The sequence below is a fragment of the Thiothrix winogradskyi genome (assembly GCF_021650935.1).
Taxonomy (GTDB): Bacteria; Pseudomonadota; Gammaproteobacteria; order Thiotrichales; family Thiotrichaceae; genus Thiothrix; species Thiothrix winogradskyi.
Genome location: NZ_CP091244.1, coordinates 4,010,417 through 4,028,457, shown reverse-complemented (window position 1 = coordinate 4,028,457; position 18,041 = coordinate 4,010,417). Strand labels below are relative to the sequence as shown.

19 protein-coding genes are annotated in these 18,041 nt (G+C 52.5%); 5 read left to right on the top strand and 14 right to left on the bottom strand.

From position 1 onward, the window contains the following. Positions 1 to 44 precede the first annotated feature (44 nt). A complete protein-coding gene (locus tag L2Y54_RS19945; RefSeq protein ID WP_236498509.1) occupies positions 45 to 479 on the bottom strand; it encodes a bacteriohemerythrin in 435 nt (144 codons plus the stop codon). Between the two features lie 181 nt (positions 480 to 660). Between L2Y54_RS19945 and L2Y54_RS19940 the strand changes: the two genes are divergently transcribed. Next, positions 661 to 1,782: a Fic family protein gene (locus tag L2Y54_RS19940; protein WP_236498507.1), complete on the top strand. Its 1,122-nt coding sequence runs from the start codon at positions 661 to 663 to the stop codon at positions 1,780 to 1,782. Here the strand turns inward: L2Y54_RS19940 and L2Y54_RS19935 are convergent. Next, positions 1,774 to 1,956: a hypothetical protein gene (locus L2Y54_RS19935; RefSeq protein WP_236498506.1), complete on the bottom strand. Its 183-nt coding sequence runs from the start codon at positions 1,954 to 1,956 to the stop codon at positions 1,774 to 1,776. The two genes, L2Y54_RS19940 and L2Y54_RS19935, sit on opposite strands and share 9 nt — an antisense overlap. A gap of 51 nt (positions 1,957 to 2,007) precedes the next feature. Here L2Y54_RS19935 and L2Y54_RS19930 point away from each other — a divergent pair, with 51 nt between their 5' ends. From L2Y54_RS19930 to L2Y54_RS19920, 3 genes are all read left to right on the top strand, one after another. Further along, on the top strand, positions 2,008 to 3,483 hold the full coding sequence (locus L2Y54_RS19930) for a SulP family inorganic anion transporter (RefSeq protein ID WP_236498504.1): 1,476 nt from the start codon (positions 2,008 to 2,010) through the stop codon (positions 3,481 to 3,483). 11 nt (positions 3,484 to 3,494) lie between these two features. Further along, the gene (locus L2Y54_RS19925) at positions 3,495 to 4,361 is read left to right on the top strand and encodes a universal stress protein (protein ID WP_236498502.1); all 867 of its coding nucleotides are present in this window, start codon (positions 3,495 to 3,497) and stop codon (positions 4,359 to 4,361) included. Between the two features lie 237 nt (positions 4,362 to 4,598). After that, the gene (locus tag L2Y54_RS19920) at positions 4,599 to 5,432 is read left to right on the top strand and encodes a hypothetical protein (RefSeq protein ID WP_236498501.1); all 834 of its coding nucleotides are present in this window, start codon (positions 4,599 to 4,601) and stop codon (positions 5,430 to 5,432) included. Positions 5,433 to 5,487: 55 nt separating this feature from the next. Here L2Y54_RS19920 and L2Y54_RS19915 read toward each other — a convergent pair whose 3' ends face one another. From L2Y54_RS19915 to L2Y54_RS19895, 5 genes are all read right to left on the bottom strand, one after another. Beyond that, positions 5,488 to 6,267 (bottom strand): efflux RND transporter periplasmic adaptor subunit, encoded by a 780-nt coding sequence (locus L2Y54_RS19915; RefSeq protein WP_236498499.1) that lies wholly within the window; start codon positions 6,265 to 6,267, stop codon positions 5,488 to 5,490. After that, positions 6,264 to 7,256 (bottom strand): TolC family protein, encoded by a 993-nt coding sequence (locus tag L2Y54_RS19910; protein WP_236498498.1) that lies wholly within the window; start codon positions 7,254 to 7,256, stop codon positions 6,264 to 6,266. Before L2Y54_RS19910 ends, L2Y54_RS19915 begins: the two co-directional genes overlap by 4 nt. Then, positions 7,243 to 7,899, bottom strand: a complete 657-nt coding sequence (locus L2Y54_RS19905; protein WP_236498496.1) for a thioredoxin family protein — start codon at positions 7,897 to 7,899, stop codon at positions 7,243 to 7,245. Before L2Y54_RS19905 ends, L2Y54_RS19910 begins: the two co-directional genes overlap by 14 nt. Positions 7,900 to 7,969: 70 nt before the next feature. Further along, positions 7,970 to 8,857 carry an AEC family transporter gene (locus L2Y54_RS19900; protein ID WP_236498494.1) on the bottom strand — a complete coding sequence of 296 codons (888 nt, stop codon included), beginning with the start codon at positions 8,855 to 8,857 and terminating at the stop codon, positions 7,970 to 7,972. 11 nt (positions 8,858 to 8,868) lie between these two features. Next, positions 8,869 to 9,324, bottom strand: a complete 456-nt coding sequence (locus L2Y54_RS19895; protein WP_236498493.1) for a universal stress protein — start codon at positions 9,322 to 9,324, stop codon at positions 8,869 to 8,871. A gap of 153 nt (positions 9,325 to 9,477) precedes the next feature. Here L2Y54_RS19895 and dsbD point away from each other — a divergent pair, with 153 nt between their 5' ends. Next, the gene (gene dsbD / locus L2Y54_RS19890; RefSeq protein WP_236498491.1) at positions 9,478 to 11,385 is read left to right on the top strand and encodes a protein-disulfide reductase DsbD; all 1,908 of its coding nucleotides are present in this window, start codon (positions 9,478 to 9,480) and stop codon (positions 11,383 to 11,385) included. 117 nt (positions 11,386 to 11,502) lie between these two features. On the opposite strand, the gene L2Y54_RS19885 is transcribed toward dsbD, so the two are convergent. From L2Y54_RS19885 to L2Y54_RS19855, 7 genes are all read right to left on the bottom strand, one after another. Then, positions 11,503 to 12,564 carry a thioredoxin family protein gene (locus L2Y54_RS19885; RefSeq protein ID WP_236498489.1) on the bottom strand — a complete coding sequence of 354 codons (1,062 nt, stop codon included), beginning with the start codon at positions 12,562 to 12,564 and terminating at the stop codon, positions 11,503 to 11,505. An 85-nt stretch (positions 12,565 to 12,649) separates the two neighbouring features. Further along, positions 12,650 to 13,069 (bottom strand): putative toxin-antitoxin system toxin component, PIN family, encoded by a 420-nt coding sequence (locus L2Y54_RS19880; protein WP_236498487.1) that lies wholly within the window; start codon positions 13,067 to 13,069, stop codon positions 12,650 to 12,652. Further along, positions 13,066 to 13,347 (bottom strand): type II toxin-antitoxin system prevent-host-death family antitoxin, encoded by a 282-nt coding sequence (locus L2Y54_RS19875; RefSeq protein WP_236498485.1) that lies wholly within the window; start codon positions 13,345 to 13,347, stop codon positions 13,066 to 13,068. Before L2Y54_RS19875 ends, L2Y54_RS19880 begins: the two co-directional genes overlap by 4 nt. Positions 13,348 to 13,452: 105 nt before the next feature. Then, positions 13,453 to 15,855 (bottom strand): hypothetical protein, encoded by a 2,403-nt coding sequence (locus tag L2Y54_RS19870; protein ID WP_236498483.1) that lies wholly within the window; start codon positions 15,853 to 15,855, stop codon positions 13,453 to 13,455. A 197-nt stretch (positions 15,856 to 16,052) separates the two neighbouring features. Continuing rightward, complete coding sequence (locus L2Y54_RS19865; RefSeq protein ID WP_236497341.1) at positions 16,053 to 17,093, bottom strand: IS5 family transposase; 1,041 nt, start codon at positions 17,091 to 17,093, stop codon at positions 16,053 to 16,055. 54 nt (positions 17,094 to 17,147) lie between these two features. Next, the gene (locus L2Y54_RS19860) at positions 17,148 to 17,297 is read right to left on the bottom strand and encodes a hypothetical protein (protein WP_236498482.1); all 150 of its coding nucleotides are present in this window, start codon (positions 17,295 to 17,297) and stop codon (positions 17,148 to 17,150) included. Beyond that, positions 17,297 to 17,983 carry an SEFIR domain-containing protein gene (locus L2Y54_RS19855; RefSeq protein WP_236498480.1) on the bottom strand — a complete coding sequence of 229 codons (687 nt, stop codon included), beginning with the start codon at positions 17,981 to 17,983 and terminating at the stop codon, positions 17,297 to 17,299. Before L2Y54_RS19855 ends, L2Y54_RS19860 begins: the two co-directional genes overlap by 1 nt. Between the last annotated feature and the right edge of the window lie 58 nt (positions 17,984 to 18,041).

Below are 18,041 nucleotides of genomic sequence, written 5' to 3'. Positions count from 1 at the left end.
AGCCCCCTCTCCCAGAGGTAGAGGGGGAGTAAGAGGTTGTTTTGTTACAGCTCCACCTGCACATTCAACTGGCTGAGGAATTGTGCCGTCACAAAATCCATCGTGCTGATGTGTTGTTGCAGCCATTCGCGCCAATGCTGGATGTAATCCTGCAACATCGCGGTATCGCGCTCGCGTAACCATTGCTGTTGCACACCCAGCAATTGCAGCAACGCCGCTTCGTGTTCACCTTGGTGGCAGGGCGTGGCGAAGAAATCGTATTCGTGCATCAAGCGTTCTTCGCGAGCAAAATGCGCCCTCGTGTGTTCGACCCACGCCGCGATTTGTGTGTCGATGCTGGCGGGCGCGGTGGCGTTTTCGAGGTCTGTCAGCAAGCGCGACACCAGCGCCAATTCATCGCTGTGCACCGTGTTCATAAACGGCATCGCCACGTTCGGCAACGCATTCCAATCCGCAGCGTAAAGTTCAGTGTAAGCCATTGTCATACCCTTTGAAGTCAAGCATGGCGCAAGGGTAGGGCATGGCGACGCGGGTGACATTGATTCAGGTCAAGGATGTTGCGGTGAATAGTGGGGTTAATCACCGCAAATTATGCGGTGATTAGGCTTGCGTTTGCGGCGATTAGGTTCTATAAACACTGCAATAGCTGCGGTGATTACGATGAAATGGATACATGAACAACCTGACTGGCCTCGTTTTTACTGGGATGACAAAGCCTTAAGCACCCCGTTGGCATCGGTGCGCCACCAACAAGGGCGGTTGCTGGGGCGCATGGAGGCGTTGGGCTTTTCATTCCAGATGGAAGCCAGTTTGAATGCGCTGACTAATGACGTGGTGAAATCGTCTGCCATTGAAGGTGAGCGACTGAACCGAGAGGAAGTCCGTTCGTCGATTGCCCGCAAATTGGGGATGGATCAGGGCGGGCATTTGCCTGCCAGCCGCCACGTGGAGGGTATTGTCGAAGTGATGCTGGATGCGACGCAGGCTTACCCACAAGCGTTGACCGAAGAACGTTTATGCGCATGGCATTGCGCTTTGTTTCCGAGCGGGTTCAGTGGCATGACCCCGATTATGGTGGGCATGTGGCGACCGCCTTCGGCGGGGGCGATGCAGGTTATATCCGGTGGCTACGGGCGTACACGGGTGCATTTTGAAGCACCAGAAGCCACCCGTTTGCCAGATGAAATGGCGGCGTTTTTGGATTGGTTCGCGGCTGATGGCGGGCTTGACCCGGTGCTGAAAGCGGGTGTGGCGCATTTTTGGTTTATCACCTTGCACCCGTTTGAGGATGGTAACGGGCGCATTGCCAGAGCGATTGCGGATATGGCGTTGGCACGAGCGGATCAAACGCCGCAGCGGTTTTACAGCATGTCGGCGCAAATTGAAGCCGAACGCAAACACTACTATGAGCAATTGGAACGCCAGCAACGCGGTTCGCTGGATATTACGCCATGGCTTGGCTGGTTTTTGGGGTGTCTGGAGCGGGCAATTGTGAGTGCTGGGGAGGCGTTGGGCGCGGTGTTGCACAAAGCTAAGGTGTGGGAGTGCTTGCATCCTTATGCGGTGAATGCGCGGCAGCGGGTGGTGTTGAACCGGATGTTGGGTGATTTCGAGGGGTATTTGAACACATCAAAATACGCGACCTTGGCGAAATGCTCGAATGATACGGCTTTGCGCGATATTTCAGCGTTGCTGGCGTGGGGCGTGTTGGTGCAGAATCCGGCGAAGGGGCGGAGTACCAGTTATCGGCTGGTGACGGCGGCGGAGCTACCGTCATGTTAGTGGAAACCGCAGTTGCGAAAACGCCCGTCCCGCTTGTATGGCTTTACGCTCAATGTCAGCGGCTGAAGCCAGCAGACTTTGTTGCTCCAAAAATTGCAGGAAAGCGCGGGTACTGATTTTGTGGCAATGTTCGGGCAGCTTTCCTTTGCCTTCGTAGCCACCTATAATTCGCACCTTCTCACGATTAACCCGCGTTTTGCCGATTCTGGCAATGGAACTGAAACCATGAAATCTCTCCAACAGGATTGGCTCGGCAATGTCAAAAATGACCTGCTTGCCGGACTCGTCGTCGCTTTAGCGCTCATTCCCGAAGCCATCGCCTTTTCAATTATTGCGGGCGTTGACCCGAAAGTGGGGCTGTATGCCTCGTTTTGTATCGCTGTCGTGATTGCATTTGCGGGTGGTCGTCCGGGGATGATTTCCGCCGCGACGGGTGCGATGGCGCTGGTCATGGTGATGCTGGTTAAAGAGCACGGTTTGCAATACTTGCTGGCGGCAACCTTGCTCACGGGGTTATTGCAGATTATCGCCGGGTTGATCCGACTGGATTTGTTGATGCGTTTTGTGTCACGGGCGGTGATTGTCGGCTTTGTGAATGCGCTGGCGATTTTGATATTCATGGCGCAATTGCCGGAACTGATCGGCATGGGCTGGACAGTGTATGTGATGGTCGCGGCGGGTTTGGGGATTATTTACCTGTTGCCCTATGTGACCAAAGCCATTCCGTCGCCGCTGGTGGCGATTGTGGTGCTGACGATAGTGGCGATTACGCTGGGGCTGGATATTCGTACTGTGGGCGATATGGGGGAATTGCCGGATAGTTTGCCGATATTCCTGTTGCCGGATGTGCCGTTGAATTTTGAAACCCTCGCGATCATTTTCCCCGTGTCACTGACCTTGGCAGTGGTCGGCTTGTTGGAGTCGTTGATGACAGCAACGATTGTGGATGATTTAACCGATTCCACCAGTAATAAAAAGCGCGAGTGCATGGGGCAAGGGGTGGCGAATATTGCCTCTGGTTTCCTCGGTGGCATGGCGGGCTGCGCGATGATCGGGCAATCGGTAATCAATGTAAAATCCGGCGGACGCGGGCGCTTGTCTACCTTGGCGGCGGGCGTATTCCTGTTGTTAATGATTGTGTTCATTGGTGATTGGGTGGCGCAAATTCCAATGGCGGCACTGGTGGCGGTGATGATCATGGTGTCGATTGGCACGTTTAACTGGGATTCGGTGCGCAAACTGCGCGAACACCCGAAAAGTTTCAATACGGTGATGATTGCCACGGTAGCCGTGGTGGTGGCAACCCACGATCTGGCGCAAGGTGTACTGGTCGGGGTGTTGCTGTCCGGTTTCTTCTTTGCCAACAAGATCGGGCGTTATATGTACGTGCGTTCACGTTCGGAAGACGAAGGGCGGATGCGTGTTTATGAAGTGGTGGGTCAGGTATTTTTTGCGTCATCCGATGCGTTTATTGCGTCGTTCGATTTCAAAGATGTGCTGGAAAAAGTGCAGATTGATGTCAGCCGTGCGCATTTCTGGGATTTAACTGCGGTGGGTGCGCTCGACAAGGTGGTGGTGAAATTCCGCCGCGAAGGCACGGAAGTGGAAGTGGTCGGTTTGAATGAAGCCAGTGCCACCCTGATTGACCGTTTCGGAACGCACGACAAAGCAGGCGGCGACGACCTGTTGACTGGTCATTAAGGAGCAACCCCATGAAATCTGAAAACAAGATTCTCGCTTGCGTTGACCAGTCACACTACGCCGACCATGTGGCGGATTATGCCGCGTGGGTGGCTACCCGCATGGAACTGCCGTTGGAATTTCTGCACATTCTTGACCGCCACCCAGAGCGTTCGCGCCATAATACTGACCACAGCGGCGCGATTGGTTTCGATGCGCAAAAAGTGTTGATGGATAAGCTATCCAAAGAGGATGAGGATTTTAGCAAGCAAGCGCGGGAAAGCGGGCGGCTGTTCCTCAACCGTTTGCGGGAACGTGCCATTGCCGCCGGGGTGGAAGCCCCCGACGTGCGCCAGCGTCACGGTACGCTGGTGGATACCTTGATCGAGCAAGAGGAGGGGGTGCGCATGTTCATCCTCGGTCGACGCGGACAATCGGCGGAAACCACCCAGCGCGATTTGGGGCGCAATGTTGAAAACGTGGTGCGTGCCTTGCACCGCCCGATCCTGACGATTACCGACGATTTCAAAGTGCCGCAACAGGTGATGATGGCGTTTGACGGTGGCAGCGTGTCGCGTAAAGGCGTGGAGCTGATTGCGGCTTGCTCGTTGTTTGTGGGTTTGCCGATTCATGTGATTACTTCCGGCGAACCGGGCAAAGGTTTGCGCAAGCAGTTGGAGTGGGCGAAAACCACGCTGGAAGCGGCGGGGTTTGAAACCCATGCCGCGTTGCTTTCCGGCGACCCGGAAACGGTGATTGCTAGTCAGGTGAGGGAACGCAGCATTGATATGCTGATTATGGGTTCGTACACGCATTCGCCGTTGCGTAGCTGGCTGTTTGGCAGCACGACTAATGGTTTGTTGCGGGCATCCACGATTCCAACACTGTTGTTGCGCTAAACAAAAAAGGTTAATCCATCAGTTCTAGCAAGGAACCGCCGCTTTCGATTTTCAAGCCCCCATCCAGCACCATAGCTCCAAAGAAGTTAACGTCACAGTAGCCTGCTATGGGTATACATCGCCTTACAAATAAAGCATTATGCAGACACTGTATCAAGCGCTAGGGGCTGGTGCAGCAGTCGTTTATCCCTGCAAGAGCAAGGATAACCAATCACCACGAGAGGAGAGGACGATTTCATGAAATACACTAAAACAGCACTTTTCATCGCAGGGCTTGCCATTTCCGGTTTGGTTTCTGCTGATTTTATGGATGGTTTTGACAAAGGTACTGGCGCAGGTCAAGGCTATGGTAGCGGTCAAGGTAACACCAGCGGTTCTGGTCAAGGTTATGGCAGTGGTGCAAGCGATGCTTCCGGTTTTGGGCGTGGTAAAGCGGATTCCGATGGCGAAGTCGATTTCACCATTACGCTGAAAGGCAAAGGCAAAACCGATATGGCAAGCGACATGGCTGGCAGCGGGCGCGGTGATGGTGCTAGCAACCTGCAAGGGACTGGCTATGGTTATGGCAATGCTTACAACAATATGTATGGCACTGGCAATTCCTCACAAGGCGGTGGCAACCCGTGGGGTGGCGCTGGTGGTATGCCAATGCAGGGTGCTCAGATGCCATCCATGCCAATGCAGGGCGGTCAAATGCCGATGATGCCGATGCAAGGTGCTCAAATGCCGATGATGCCAGGTTACGGTGCTGCACCGATGATGCCGCAAGCGCCTAGTTTTGAGCAGATTTATCAGCAAATGTTGATGCAACGGGCGCAAGCCGATGCATTTTTCAAGAAGGTAGAAGAGCAGCGTAAGGCAGCGGCGGCGCGTCAAGCAGCAACCACTGTTGCGGTAACGGCTCCGGCTGCTGCACCAGCAACAGAGTCAGCACCAGCGGCAGCAGCGCCTGCTGCTGAGGCAGCGGCAGTACCAGCAGCACCAGCAGCACCAGCAGTGGATATGCCACCGCCGCCGCCAGCACCACCAGCGGGTATTCCAGCGCCACCGTCAGCACCACCAGCTAACTAATTAGGTAAGCACGTATTGTTGCTGAAAAAAGAGGGCTACATCCGTAGCCCTTTTTTTATGGCAATACCACCCTGACTGATTCTGAGGGTCGCAACAATTCTTTGTTATTGGGTTTGAAGATAATATCCAACTCGTAAATAGCACCTTCCGGTTCAATCCGCACGGCTTCCACGCCTTGGCGGTAGATTTTGCCATTGCGCGAGCTGCCATTCACCAGTACTTGTGCGCTTTGCCCGACCGCATGGCGGCGCAACACATCGGCTGTGACCAATACCCGTGCGACCATCTGATCATCGGGTGCTAAGGTAATCAGCGGCTGGTCTTGTTTGCCTGCGAAAATCACTGCGCCTTGCCAAGCAGTATTCGCAGCAATAATGCCGGAAAACGGGGCTTTGAGTTCGGTGTGTTCCAAGGCGACTTGTGCGGCTTCTTCAGCGGCTTTGGCGGATTCCATTTCGGTTTGTGCCACGGCTTGTTTCAATTCGCCATCTTTCAACTCTTCTTCGGCAATTAAGCCACGGTCAAACAGCTCTTGGGTACGTGCCATATCGCGAGCAGCATCGTCCATGCTTAATGTTGCGCGGGCAACGCGGGCTTTAGCTTCCAGCAGCGTGGCTTTTTGCTTGCGTTGATCCATGCGCACCAAGACATCACCAGCATTGACGTGTTGCCCTGTGGTGACATTCACTTTTTCGACAATGCCGTTTTCAATGACGCGCATGTCAACTTTGTGCATCCATTCCAAACGCCCTTTGAGTTCCAAAGCCTGAGCGGGCAGGCTGCACACTAATAGGGCGGGCAAAAGTAACCGGAGGCTTAGCGGGGTCGATCTCATTCGGGCTTTTCCTCTTGTTTAGCAGGTTGCGGCAGTGGCCAGACGGGTTTGCCTTGCAGGGCATTGAGTTGCGCAAGGGTAAGTGCTTGGCAAAACTGGATTTGTTGTTCTTGCAAACGCGCTTTGCTTTGTTGGGTCATGGCATCGCCAATGTCGGATTTGACTTCTTGTTCGTACAGGGTACGGCTGCGTTCCAGATAATAGTCACGCCAGAGAATTTCCGCTTGGGAGCGCCCTTCGGCAACCTTGAAAATATCCAGACGCAATAGCAGTTCGAGAATTTGCTGGCGTAATTCCATGTCGAGCACCGCCTGTTCGTCGGCTTTGGCATCGTCACGGCGGTCTTTCAGCCACTTATTGCCTTGCAAACTGGCTGCGACCAATTCATCCAGCGTTGGCATTTCAGCGGGGAATTTGCCAAGTGTCGGTGGATTCAACTCGTTAGGTAAGGTCTGGGGGTTATTGATGGCTTGTGACAACAAGGAACGGGTCAGGCGTTGTGACGCCATGCTGGCAGCACCTTGCTGGCGGACAATCTGGTATTCGGCATCCAGTTCCGCAACATCGAGTTCGGAAAACTCTTTCAATTCCATGCGGGTGCGGGTGCGATCCAGCGGGATGAAATACACCGCCATGTTTTCGTTATCACGCACCGCGCTGCCATCTGCCAACAAGACATCGAAAAAGCGCTGGAGGATTTCCAAACGCTGATTATCCAGAGGGGAAACCAGCCCTGCCAGTTGGCGGTCACGCTGATTATCGGGGCTGGTATTGTTGTTGTACGCAAGGTTGTGGCAGTCCAGATACACGGGCTGGGGCGCGGGGTAACGTTGGGCAATTTCCGGTGCAAGCTGGGTACGCGGATGACCATCAGCAAAATTCAGCGCCTGATCCAGACTTAGTGGGTCAGGCACTTCCGCAGCATGGGCAATCGAGAATAGCAAAGCACTGGCGCATAAGATCGGGCGTAAGTGCTTAACTCTTGGCATCGCTGGTTTGCTCGCGCTTGAATTTGGAGAACGGCACGTCTTCATTCTTTTTGTCGACCACGTATTTGCCGAACAGCATGAATTCATCCGCATCCTTGGTTGCGCCGGTTAAGCGTCCGTTTTTCACCGGTTCACCATCCAGCCCGATGAATTGAAACACCGGGGTGGCGCGTACCCGGAATTCTTTCAGGGCAAAATCTTTCTGGGTGGTGGTTTCGCCTTTGAAATTAGTTAATTCCACATCGCCTTCGATGTCGACCGTTACAATGCGGAAATTTTCTTTGTAGTAATCCTGAATATCGCTGCGGTTAAGCACGGTGGTTTTCATGCGGTGGCAGAATGGGCATTCATCCATTTCAAACATCACCAGCAAGCCTTGTTTGCCATCGGCTTTGGCGGTTTCGATTTCATCCTGCATATCATTGAAGGTTTCATCGAAGAATTGCGCCACGTCGCGGTTTTCGACTTTAGCCGGTTCGCTGTTTTCAGCCGCTTTATCGGGGGTACTGCTGACATCTGTGGATGGCGCTGCGGCGGGGGTATCTGCGGCGGATTTGTCTTCTGCGGGTTTACTGTCAGCGAATACGTGATTGACGGAAACGCTCAATGCGATGAGCATGGTGAGTAAAATAGTTCTTAACATGGGTAGTCCTCCTTTTTGGGTATGCTATGGCTAATTCAGATGGCATTCAAGCACGAAAGTTTCCATAGGGTTAATGTGGTAGTGCGAACCACAATACCACAGGCATAATCACCAGACTTGCCAGATTGCCCAGTAATACAATCGAAGCGACCCGATCGGGTTCTTGTTGGTATTGTTCTGCCACTAGGACATTCAACACGGCTGGCGGTAAGGCAGCAAACACCAGCAGCAGGGCGTAATGCGTTGTGCTCAAGTCCAGCCATTGTGCCATTAAGAATGCGCTGATGAGTCCGGCAGCAGGGCCTGCGAGTGCACCAAGCGTGCCGAGTTTCCAATCACGAAAATTCACATCCAACAGGCGCACGCCCAGCGAAAAGAGTAGCAGGGGAATCGACACTTGCCCCAACAGCTTGACCGTATTCGCCAAGGCATCCGGCAAGGTAATGTGCAAACTGCTAAACAATAAACCCAGAATCGTGGCTTGAATCATCGGCATTTTCAGCAAATGCAGCGGATTCGTGCGATGGTTGAGGATGTAAAACCCGACGGTGAAATGCAGCACCATTTCAATAATAAACAGCACCACGGCGGCTTGCAGCGCTGACTCCCCAAACGCAAACAGGATTAGTGGGATACCCATATTGCCGGAATTATTAAACATCATTGGCGGCAAAAAGGTTTTCAGGTTGATGCGTAATAGCCAAGCCAGCGGTAACAGCAGCAAGCCCGAACCCAATACCACGGCAACCCCACCAATGGCGAGGTCGCGGAACGCCAGAAAATCGAAGGGCTTATCCATCAATGCCCAAAACACGAGGAAGGGCGCGAAAAATTCCATATTGAGGCGGTTAACCACCGCCATATCCGGGCGGCGGAAATAACCATACGCTGCCCCCAACGCAGAGCAAGCAAAGACTGGAAAGATAATGCTGAAAATGCGTAGGGCAGTATCGAGCATGAAACCTTGGGCTAATCCATGATTCGGACTGCCATTACATCACAGGGAACACCTTTGAGGGTAGCTTCAGCGGTAGAACCCATGAAGCCCAGCACACTTTTTTTGCCGCTGTTCCCGACGACGACTAACTCAATGCCGTTTTGTTTAACGAATTCGATAATGGCATCGCTGGGTTTGCCGCTGGCATAGGTCACTTCTAAAGCAACGTTTGCACCTGCACCTAAGTTGTCAGCTAATTTGCGCAGTTTTTCGTTTGCCAGATTGGTTTGATTTTGTTTGATGGCGGGGGGCATTCCGAGTTTGTTAGTGCCGCCGAAACTGACATTGCCGAGTGAGGCATCTTCGAGCACATTGAGCAGGGTAAGCTTGGCTTGGTAAAAGTTTGCCAGTTCGTGGGCGCGTGCCACGATGGTATTGCTGATTTTGGTGAAATCGACGGGCACTAAAATATGTTGGTAAGGCTTCATGGGGTTCTCCTGTGGTGTAGTGACGCTCCATCATGTTATGGATTGCGTGTTACGGGAATGATGTACGTCAATTTTTCGGTGTTCTGACAATTTGTCCCTAATTCCATTACACTCCAATCATTATGCTAATAGTTGATGAGGAGGAAACAGCAAATGGGTATTCCAGCGGCATTGTCGCGTTATCTGAATTATTGCTTGGTGGTTTTTTGTGCTTTGTTGCTCACGCTACCACCGGTAATGGCTGCCGATACCAGCTTTGATTTCGGGGATGAAAGCCTAACCTCCGAACAAGCATTTGCGCTAGGGCAACCTGCCTTGGAGGGTGATAAGTTAACCATTCAATGGGTGGTTGCTCCTGACCATTACCTCTATAAAGATAAATTTCTTGTCAAAGTGTTTGATCCGCAAGGCGTGACGGTGGGCGAGCCTGAGTTGCCCAGTGGTGAAGTTAAACAAGACGAATTCTTCGGCAAAATCGAAGCCATTCACGATCTTGCCGCGATTCACTTACCTGTAAAACGCACCGAAGCCGGTAAAGCAGGCAGTTTTGTGCTGGAACTCGGCTGGCAAGGTTGTGCGGAAAATGTGTTGTGTTACCCCCCAGAACTCAAAGCATTCAAAGTGACATTGCCTGCCCCCGCAGCCGGTGAGCAACCGACTGTGGCGTGGGCGGAAACAGCGCCACCAGTACCGGTGGCAAAAGCAGTTGATAGCACTACAGCGATTACGGCCACCCCTTCTGGTGCTGGCGATGCAACCTTATCGGAGCAAGATGAAATCGCACAAACCCTTGCCAGCGGCAATGTGCTGCTGACCTTATTGGGCTTTTTAGGGTTTGGGTTGTTGCTGGCATTTACCCCGTGCGTATTCCCGATGATTCCGATTTTGTCGGGTATTATTGTGGGGCAAAAAGACATGACCGGGCGCAAGGCGTTTATTTTGTCCTTGGTGTATGTGTTGGCGATGGCGTTGACTTACACGATTGCGGGTGTGTTGGCGGGCTTGTTTGGGGAAAACTTGCAAGCCATGTTCCAGAATCCGTGGGTATTGGGGACGTTCAGCCTGATCTTCGTATTGCTAGCCTTGTCGATGTTCGGGTTTTACGAGTTGCAAATGCCTTCTAGCATCCAAAGCCGGTTGAATAATCTCAGTAATAAGCAAGAAGGTGGTAGCTTGGCTGGCGTTGCGATCATGGGCGCGTTGTCGGCGTTGATTGTTGGGCCGTGTGTCGCTGCACCGTTAGCGGGGGCGTTGATTTATATCGGGCAAACGGGTGATGCGGTATTGGGGGGCATGGCGTTGTTTGCCTTGAGTATCGGCATGGGGATTCCGTTATTGCTGGTGGGGACATCCGCCGGAAAATGGTTGCCGCGTGCAGGCATGTGGATGGAGGCGATCAAAGCGGTCTTCGGGGTGATGATGCTGGCAGTGGCGATTTGGATGCTGGAGCGTATTTTGCCCGAATCCGTGATTCTGTTGCTGTGGGCAGCGTTGTTTATCATTTCGGCGATATTCTTGGGTGCGCTGAGTAGCTTGCCGGAAAATGCCAGCGGCTGGCGCAAGTTTTGGAAAGGCTGGGGCATTTTACTGCTGATCTATGGCGGTTTGCTGATGGTCGGCAGTGCCACGGGGAAAGGTGATGTTCTCCAACCCTTGCGCGGTTTAAGCATGGGGCAGGGCGCTGCTGGCGGTGCTAGTGCGAGTTTGCAGTTCAACACGGTCAAAACCTTGGCTGATTTGGAGCAGGCGGTGAAAGATGGCAAAGGTCAGCCGGTGATGGTGGATTTCTACGCCGATTGGTGCGTGACCTGCAAGGAAATGGAGAAGTACACGTTTTCTGATCCGGCAGTACAGGCATTATTGCGCAATGCGATTTTGGTGAAAGCGGATGTGACGGAAACCAACGCGGAAACCAAAGCCTTACTCAAGCATTTTAAAATTCCGGGGCCACCCGCCATCCTGTTCTTTAACAAGGATGGCGAGGAGTTACGCCAGTTCCGCGTGGTTGGGTTTATGCCTGCGGAAACGTTTGCGGGGCATTTGAGCAAGTCATTGCAGTAGGGGAAGAACCCCTCACCCCAACCCCTCTCCCTCAAGGGGCGAGGGGCTAAGAGAATATCTTTGTCTTGTTCCCCCTCGCCCCTTGAGGGAGAGGGGGTGAGGTGGTGAGGGGTTCTTTTATTCCATCAAATCCGCCGGGAAGCCGTGGGCAGCCAGTGCTTCACGGCGGTGTTGCAAGTAGCGTTGGAATTCGGGCATCCAGTCATACGCGCCAGAGGTGACGTAATCCATTGCGCCGTGCAGGTGGAACGCTTTGAAGTAGGCTTCGGTACGGAACACTTCTTTGCCATCGGTATCGAAGAACAGCAGGCTGGGGCTGTATTTGATTTCCAGCGTTTTTGCCCAGTCTGCCACTGTCATTTCCTTGCCATCGGGGGTTTGGATTTTGGTGTCATCGTCGGGGTTGGCTTGGGCGAGATCGAGATTGCTGAGGGAATACGCGAGTTCTTTGCGTTTGAAAATGTCATTGTAGAGTTCGTCGCAGGTGTCGCATTCGGTTTGCGCGAATACCACCATCAGCGGGCGTTTGCTGTCTTTGCGAGCATCTTGCAGGCGCAACGGCGCAGGCAAGGCGGCGGGCAGGGTGTAGGTTTTGTCAGTTGTGGCAGCGACTTTGCCATCGGCTTTGAGCTTGGCGAAGTAGTCTTTGAAACTGCCGTCTTTTTCGTGTTTACCTGACACAAAATCCAGTGCCATGGCAAATTTGTCGGGGGCGTAATAGCCGTTGACGCGCAGCACCACTTTTCCGGCTTCGTCCAAGAAGAGCATGGTGGGGGTGTATTGCACTTTTAATTCAGCGGCGAAGGCTTTTTCGGTGGTTTCTTTGCCTTCAACGTCGGTCACATTGCGGTCGCCCCACATATTGATGGCAATCACGTCGAAGTTTTTCTGGGTCTTGGCGGTGATGTCTTCTTTGCTGAAATTTTCTTGGATCAACTTGGTGCAATACGGGCAGCCGTCTTGGTAGAAATACAGCACGGTGCGTTTATTCGCGGTAGTGGCATCTTTGATGTCGTCGCGCAGGTCAAGGAAGGATTCTTTGAACCAAGCGGGTTTGTCGATTGCGCCGGGGTTCACTAAACCGGCTTCCAGTTGGGTGGGCGTGCCAGCGGGCGTGGCGGCGTGGGTGGCTCCGGCGAGTAATGCCAGCGCGAGCGGGATGGGTAACAGGTACTTCATGGGATGGCCTCCTCAAATAGCGGTAATGCGGTGATATTGTTGGGTTATGGGGCAGTTTAGCAGGTTGTTTATGAGGGGGATATTTCTAGGGTTGGTTGTGGCATTGCTCCACAAATTCTTTGGCAGTCAGAATGCTGTATTGCTCATTTAGTGCTTGAATGCCTTTGTCTCCCGTCACTAGGTATTGCGCCTTGCCGATAATGTAAGCCGATAGAATCAGATTGTCGTTGGCATCAGCGGGGACTTCAGCAACAGTGGCAATATTTCCCAGATAAATCGAGCGCAGGAATAGCTGTTGCAGAAACTGAGTGATTTCTGTTTCATCCCACCGCAAGCGTTTCTGGATTTTGGGGTAGGCTAACACTCGTCCGATTTCATCCAGTTGAAATTGGCTCAACACCAGTTCAAAGCGGTTTTCACGCCATGCCTGCATAATTTTGCCCGGAATGCTATTGGGTAACATCAAGCCGGAGAGCAGGATGTTGGTATCAACGACAACCCTCATGCGGCTTTATAGGTGTTGCGTGAATAATGGATAGCCTCATCCAGCAAATCACTGAGGTCGGCTTCTTGCATATCTTGAAAGGCTTGCTGCATGTGGCGGGTCATGCGCTCAAATTCTTGTTCCATTTGGCGTAGGCGTTCAAACAATGGCATGTCAATCAGGGCGGCAACGGGTTTGCCTGCTTTCGTAATCACGATTTGGTCGCGCTTGTATTGGACTTCGTTTAACAGTTCGCCGAGGTTTTGGCGCACGGTCATGGCAGGGGCTTCGCGTAGCATGGTCACTACTCCAATTGATATAACTATACTGGTTAGTATGGTTGATGGGGTCACACTAGGCAAGTGCAGATTTTCCACGAGTCGTTTGCCTATTTGCTACGTTGTTCAGACGGATGCTTTTAATTCGGCAAGCTCTTTGTCGCGGCGGTGGTAGCCGGTTTCGTTGATCAAGCGTTCGGCTTCGGCGATGTGGTATTGAAGACCCTCACCCCCCAGCCCCCTCTCCCGCTGAGCGGTAGAGGGGGAGCAAGAAGGAGATACGTCGCCGCCTCTTAGCCCCTCTACCTCTGGGAGAGGGGTTGGGGTGAGGGTCTTCCTCTCTTCTACCAACAACCGCGCCATCTCCAAATGATAATCCGTCAAATGCAGCCGCATCCCGCTGCCGTCGGCGATGTCGAACACTTCCTGCAAGTCCTTTCGTGCTTTGTCGAAGTCGCGGGTGTGGCGGTACAGCGCAGCGCGGGCGAGCAGACCACGAGGTAAATAATCCATTGTTCCTGCTGCACGCAAACCAGCGACAGCCTGTTCCAGCCAATGAAGACCCTCACTCCCAGCCCCTCTCCCGGAGGTAGAGGGGAGCAAGAGTTGTTGCAGATAGGCGCGTCCGAGGGTGAGTTTTGGCAGTGAAAAATCCAGCAAACTTCCATTGCTAAAATGATTCGTCCAACAATCTAAATTATATTCCGCCCGCTCCAGCACCTCCGCCGTGCTGCCCTGCGTCAGCAGCAGGTCGCAGTAGCGAAAACTTGACAGCGAATACAGGCGCGGGTACGCAGGCTGGTGTTCCTGCTGGAGTTGCTCCGCTTCCCGGAACAGGGCAAGGGCGGCGGCGGTGTCCCCTGCCTGATGCAGGGCATCGGCGTGGGTGGTGCGTGTGCTCATACGCAGGAACATATCCCCTGACTGGTCGGCGTAGCGGCTGCTGCGTGCGCCGATCGTAACCGCTTGCGCCACATCGCCGAGGGTGAGTTGCAGTTCGCTGAGGTTGCTGGCTCCTTTAGCAGCTTCTATCCAGTTTTTTTGTCGCAAAGCCATTTCAACACTGGCTTGCATAGGAGCTAACGCTTCAGGTAGTCGACCTAGTGCCCGCAAAGAAAACCCTGCATTACCGATCAAGCTAAGCTGCCATAAGTCTTTTAGCTTTGTTGATGGTTTTTGCCATACCTTAGTGAAAAAACAGGCAATGGCAGCCAAATCGTCACTAAAGGCACCAAGGTTATGGAGATTATAAAATTTTTCTTTACGATTAATGCGTGAATAGTAAACTTCTGTTACTACCCGTTGATGTAAGCCTGCGGCACACCCATGTGTTACTGCATGGAATAAGGGGCGCATTTCTTCCAAGGTATCTGGATAGGTTTTTTTGGGTAGGGCATTGTAGTACTCGTATAGTTTTTTATGTGCCTGCTGCCACGCTTTAGGTTGCTGGGTTTGAAGTTGCTTGCCGAAATACTCGCGGAGTAGCGGGTGGCAGTCGAGCAGATTAGAACGGTCTTCGTGTGTTGAGAGTAAACGGTGTTTTTCGCGTAGATCACGAATAGCAACCTTCCAAGCCTTGAGCGGAATCTTATCCGTCAAACCGGGGATCTGTGCTTTCCATAACACCTCCAGTACTTCGGATTCAATCGGGTGGTCAAATAAACCCAGCAAATACAGCAGTTGCAATTCTGGCTCATCTTTCAGCCATGTTTTATATGCCTGCATGACCTTGAAGGCGTGTCTTTCAACTTCTGTATATGCTTCTTCTCCAAACAACTCATCCAGTGTGTCACGTTTGAGAATGTCGCCATCCAGATAAATGGTGAGCGCATTGCCCAGTAAGTGTAATGCCAGCGCATGGCGACCATATTCGTTTACAGCCTTAAGCAAAGCAGCGTCGTTGCCTGTTACACCCAAGGATTTCAATAGTTTGACACCATCCTGCTCAGCAAGATTTTCCAAGTTATGGGAAATGACTACAGGCTGTGAGTGACCGCTGAGTTCACTTATTGCGATACGGGTAGTGATGATACAAAGACTGGTGTGGTGCGCTGCCAGTGACTTCAACAAAGCACGCAACGTTCGGTCTTTCAGTTCTCCACGCAGTACAGCACTGGAATGTTGCAGCGGCTCAAAACCATCCAGTATCAACAGGCAGTTTTGCTGGCGCAGCAAATCAGCCAAATACTCGCCCATCTTTTCCGGCTGGTTGGCAAAATCTGCGATCGTTTTTGATGGATCAAGCGAGTCAAACAAAAGGTTGTAAAACAGGGTTGCGCTTGGCTGTTTTTCTTCACTCGCGCCTTGCGAATAGAATGACCATGCAATCAGCTTTTCAGGGCGTACCTGATCTAGCCAGTAGCGTAGCATTTTGGTTTTGCCCGTACCGCCGGGAGCGATGAATTGGATAATGTTGGTAGTATCGTTTTTCCAAGCATCATTTAGCAGTTTTAGTTCGGCTTCACGCCCGAAGAATTCACCTGAGACTGTGGGCAAACGGTCGATACGGATGTTGCTAGGTGTTGGCATAGAAGCGGTGGTTGCTCCCAATGCCTGCAATTCTTTTTCTATAGGGGGAACCTCTAAAAACCCGGCGTATTGCAACGGTTAGCGTTGGTCTATCGACATTTTGTTAAAAAAACACCAACCCATCTCAATTTTTAGCACACCAAGCCACAATCAGGTGGTTTTTCCGCATTTTTGCTGTTTTTTCGGGAATTTCTCCATCAAATGGGCACAACTCCGCCCTCTTTGAGTGAACAAAGCCGCCGCAAGTTATACACGGTTGCCTTAATGCTGAGGCCGAATACTGCCCGTGCCAACCCGATGCTGCGGATGGCTTTGCCTCCCATCGCACAGATTGACCCAAACACATGCTCAACCCGTGCGCGGGGTCTGGCGATGCGGGTGTTGCGGCGCTTCTGGCAGTCGGATTGCGGCTTGCCTTTCTTGGCTTTGTGCTGGATGTGTAACCGCCAGCTACCTTGGTTGAGGCGTTGTTCACGGGATTGGTCTTCGTAACCTTTGTCCGCCCATACGTCACGGCTGGTGTTGGCTCGGTCAAGCACCGCTTCAAAATGGTTGGTGTCATGTTCTTTGGCGGTGCTGATGTGGTGTTTGCGGATGAGTTTGTATTTCCGATCGGCACTGATACTGAGTTTGTAGCCGTGGTAACTTTTACCGTGTTTTTTCGTCCAGCTTGCTTCCGTATCCTTTTGGCGACGTTGGGCAGGTGTCCAGTCAGCAGGTGTTGCCGCTTGTTCCAACAGCGCTTTTTCTTCTTTGTGGAAATGTTGTTTAGGGGCTTCCACCAGCGTGGCATCAACGATTTGACCACCACGGGCAATAAAACCGTGTTGTTGTAATTGCCGTTGGACGGCATCAAACAGGGCATCCGCACCACCTGCCGCACTGATCCGTTCACGGAATACCCACAAGGTATTGGCATCCGGGATCGTGCTGGAATGACGCAGGCCACAAAACCGTTGGAACGACAGCCGGTCAAGCAATTGGTATTCCAATGCCTCGTCCGACAGGTTGTACAGGTGTTGCAACACCAAGACCCGTACCATCAGTTCCGTTGGGTAGGGTGGACGGCCTCCTCGCTTGTCACTGGGGCGTGGGGCGATGTGGTCGATTTCTCCTGCCAAGGCGACAAAGTTGACGTGCTGGTTCAGGGTGGACAGCAGGTCGCCCTTGCGGTCGAGTTTCTGTTCACGCTCTTCGGCGGCAAACAGACTGGTTTTGATGGCACTTTTCTTGGGCATGGCTAGTAACGGGGCGGTGGCTCAGATGAGCATTTTCTCACATTTGTGTGGGTATCAGTGGGTTTTTAGAGGTTCCCTAGGGTCGATAATCGCCTTGATCCGCATTTTTTCATCAACACGAGTTTCTAAATCATGGCTGGCATACAACTGCCGCCACTGTTCCTGTAAGCGTTGGCGGCGTTCTTCTACTAGGGATTCCATCATCACAATCCCCGCAAATCGGCTTCAGTCTGGTCAATAATCGCCTTAATGCGCATCTTTTCTTCGACGCGGGTTTCCAGATCGTATTGTTGATACAGGAGGCGCAACTTCTCCTGCAAACGCGCCCGCCGTTCGGCATTGAGATTGCCCAGTGTATTAACCGGCGCTGGTGTAAGTGTCGAGGTCGGCATGACGGATGCCCCTTGTGCTGGCGGCATAATCCGTTTGCTGCCAACGGCGGGCGCAATATACTCAGGTTGTGCTGTCAGGTAGCGGTACAGGCTGTCGTATTGTTGGGGTAGCGTGTAAGCCGTGTATGACTTTAACGGCAACGGCACATGTCCAAAATCCCCACCCTCAGGCAATACCGGCACAAATTTGGTATTACGGTAATAGTGGTCGTACAGCGTTTGTGAAATCACCACACCCTCAAACGTAACGCCTTTGCCGCCGTTGGTTTCCTGCCCGCGATAACGCCGCAAATAGGTTGCGGTGCAAACCAACAGCACAAAATCAGCGGCTTCAATCTGGTTTTCCATCCAACGTTGCCAACCTTCGGGCGGAAAGCCGTTCACGTATTGGTCAATCAAACAATCCAGCCCGTCGGTGCGCAACTGGTCAGTAATCCCCCGTACAAAATCGCGGTGGGGTTGAGAGTCATGGCTGTAACTGATGAAAACCTTAGTCATGTGAGTACGCCCTGTTCACTTTACAATGGGGGGAATCATACCGTTTATCGGCGATTCT

Bases quoted from the DNA above. Each gene is read 5' to 3' on its own strand.
- L2Y54_RS19900 (WP_236498494.1), bottom strand. From the start codon at position 8,857: ATGCTCGATACTGCCCTACGCATTTTCAGCATTATCTTTCCAGTCTTT.
- L2Y54_RS19945 (WP_236498509.1), bottom strand. From the start codon at position 479: ATGGCTTACACTGAACTTTACGCTGCGGATTGGAATGCGTTGCCGAAC.
- L2Y54_RS19880 (WP_236498487.1), bottom strand. From the start codon at position 13,069: ATGAGGGTTGTCGTTGATACCAACATCCTGCTCTCCGGCTTGATGTTA.
- L2Y54_RS19910 (WP_236498498.1), bottom strand. From the start codon at position 7,256: ATGCCAAGAGTTAAGCACTTACGCCCGATCTTATGCGCCAGTGCTTTG.
- L2Y54_RS19915 (WP_236498499.1), bottom strand. From the start codon at position 6,267: ATGAGATCGACCCCGCTAAGCCTCCGGTTACTTTTGCCCGCCCTATTA.
- L2Y54_RS19920 (WP_236498501.1), top strand. From the start codon at position 4,599: ATGAAATACACTAAAACAGCACTTTTCATCGCAGGGCTTGCCATTTCC.
- L2Y54_RS19885 (WP_236498489.1), bottom strand. From the start codon at position 12,564: ATGAAGTACCTGTTACCCATCCCGCTCGCGCTGGCATTACTCGCCGGA.
- dsbD (WP_236498491.1), top strand. From the start codon at position 9,478: ATGGGTATTCCAGCGGCATTGTCGCGTTATCTGAATTATTGCTTGGTG.
- L2Y54_RS19930 (WP_236498504.1), top strand. From the start codon at position 2,008: ATGAAATCTCTCCAACAGGATTGGCTCGGCAATGTCAAAAATGACCTG.
- L2Y54_RS19940 (WP_236498507.1), top strand. From the start codon at position 661: ATGAAATGGATACATGAACAACCTGACTGGCCTCGTTTTTACTGGGAT.
- L2Y54_RS19870 (WP_236498483.1), bottom strand. From the start codon at position 15,855: ATGCCAACACCTAGCAACATCCGTATCGACCGTTTGCCCACAGTCTCA.
- L2Y54_RS19905 (WP_236498496.1), bottom strand. From the start codon at position 7,899: ATGTTAAGAACTATTTTACTCACCATGCTCATCGCATTGAGCGTTTCC.
- L2Y54_RS19865 (WP_236497341.1), bottom strand. From the start codon at position 17,093: ATGCCCAAGAAAAGTGCCATCAAAACCAGTCTGTTTGCCGCCGAAGAG.
- L2Y54_RS19925 (WP_236498502.1), top strand. From the start codon at position 3,495: ATGAAATCTGAAAACAAGATTCTCGCTTGCGTTGACCAGTCACACTAC.
- L2Y54_RS19860 (WP_236498482.1), bottom strand. From the start codon at position 17,297: ATGATGGAATCCCTAGTAGAAGAACGCCGCCAACGCTTACAGGAACAG.
- L2Y54_RS19855 (WP_236498480.1), bottom strand. From the start codon at position 17,983: ATGACTAAGGTTTTCATCAGTTACAGCCATGACTCTCAACCCCACCGC.
- L2Y54_RS19875 (WP_236498485.1), bottom strand. From the start codon at position 13,347: ATGCTACGCGAAGCCCCTGCCATGACCGTGCGCCAAAACCTCGGCGAA.
- L2Y54_RS19895 (WP_236498493.1), bottom strand. From the start codon at position 9,324: ATGAAGCCTTACCAACATATTTTAGTGCCCGTCGATTTCACCAAAATC.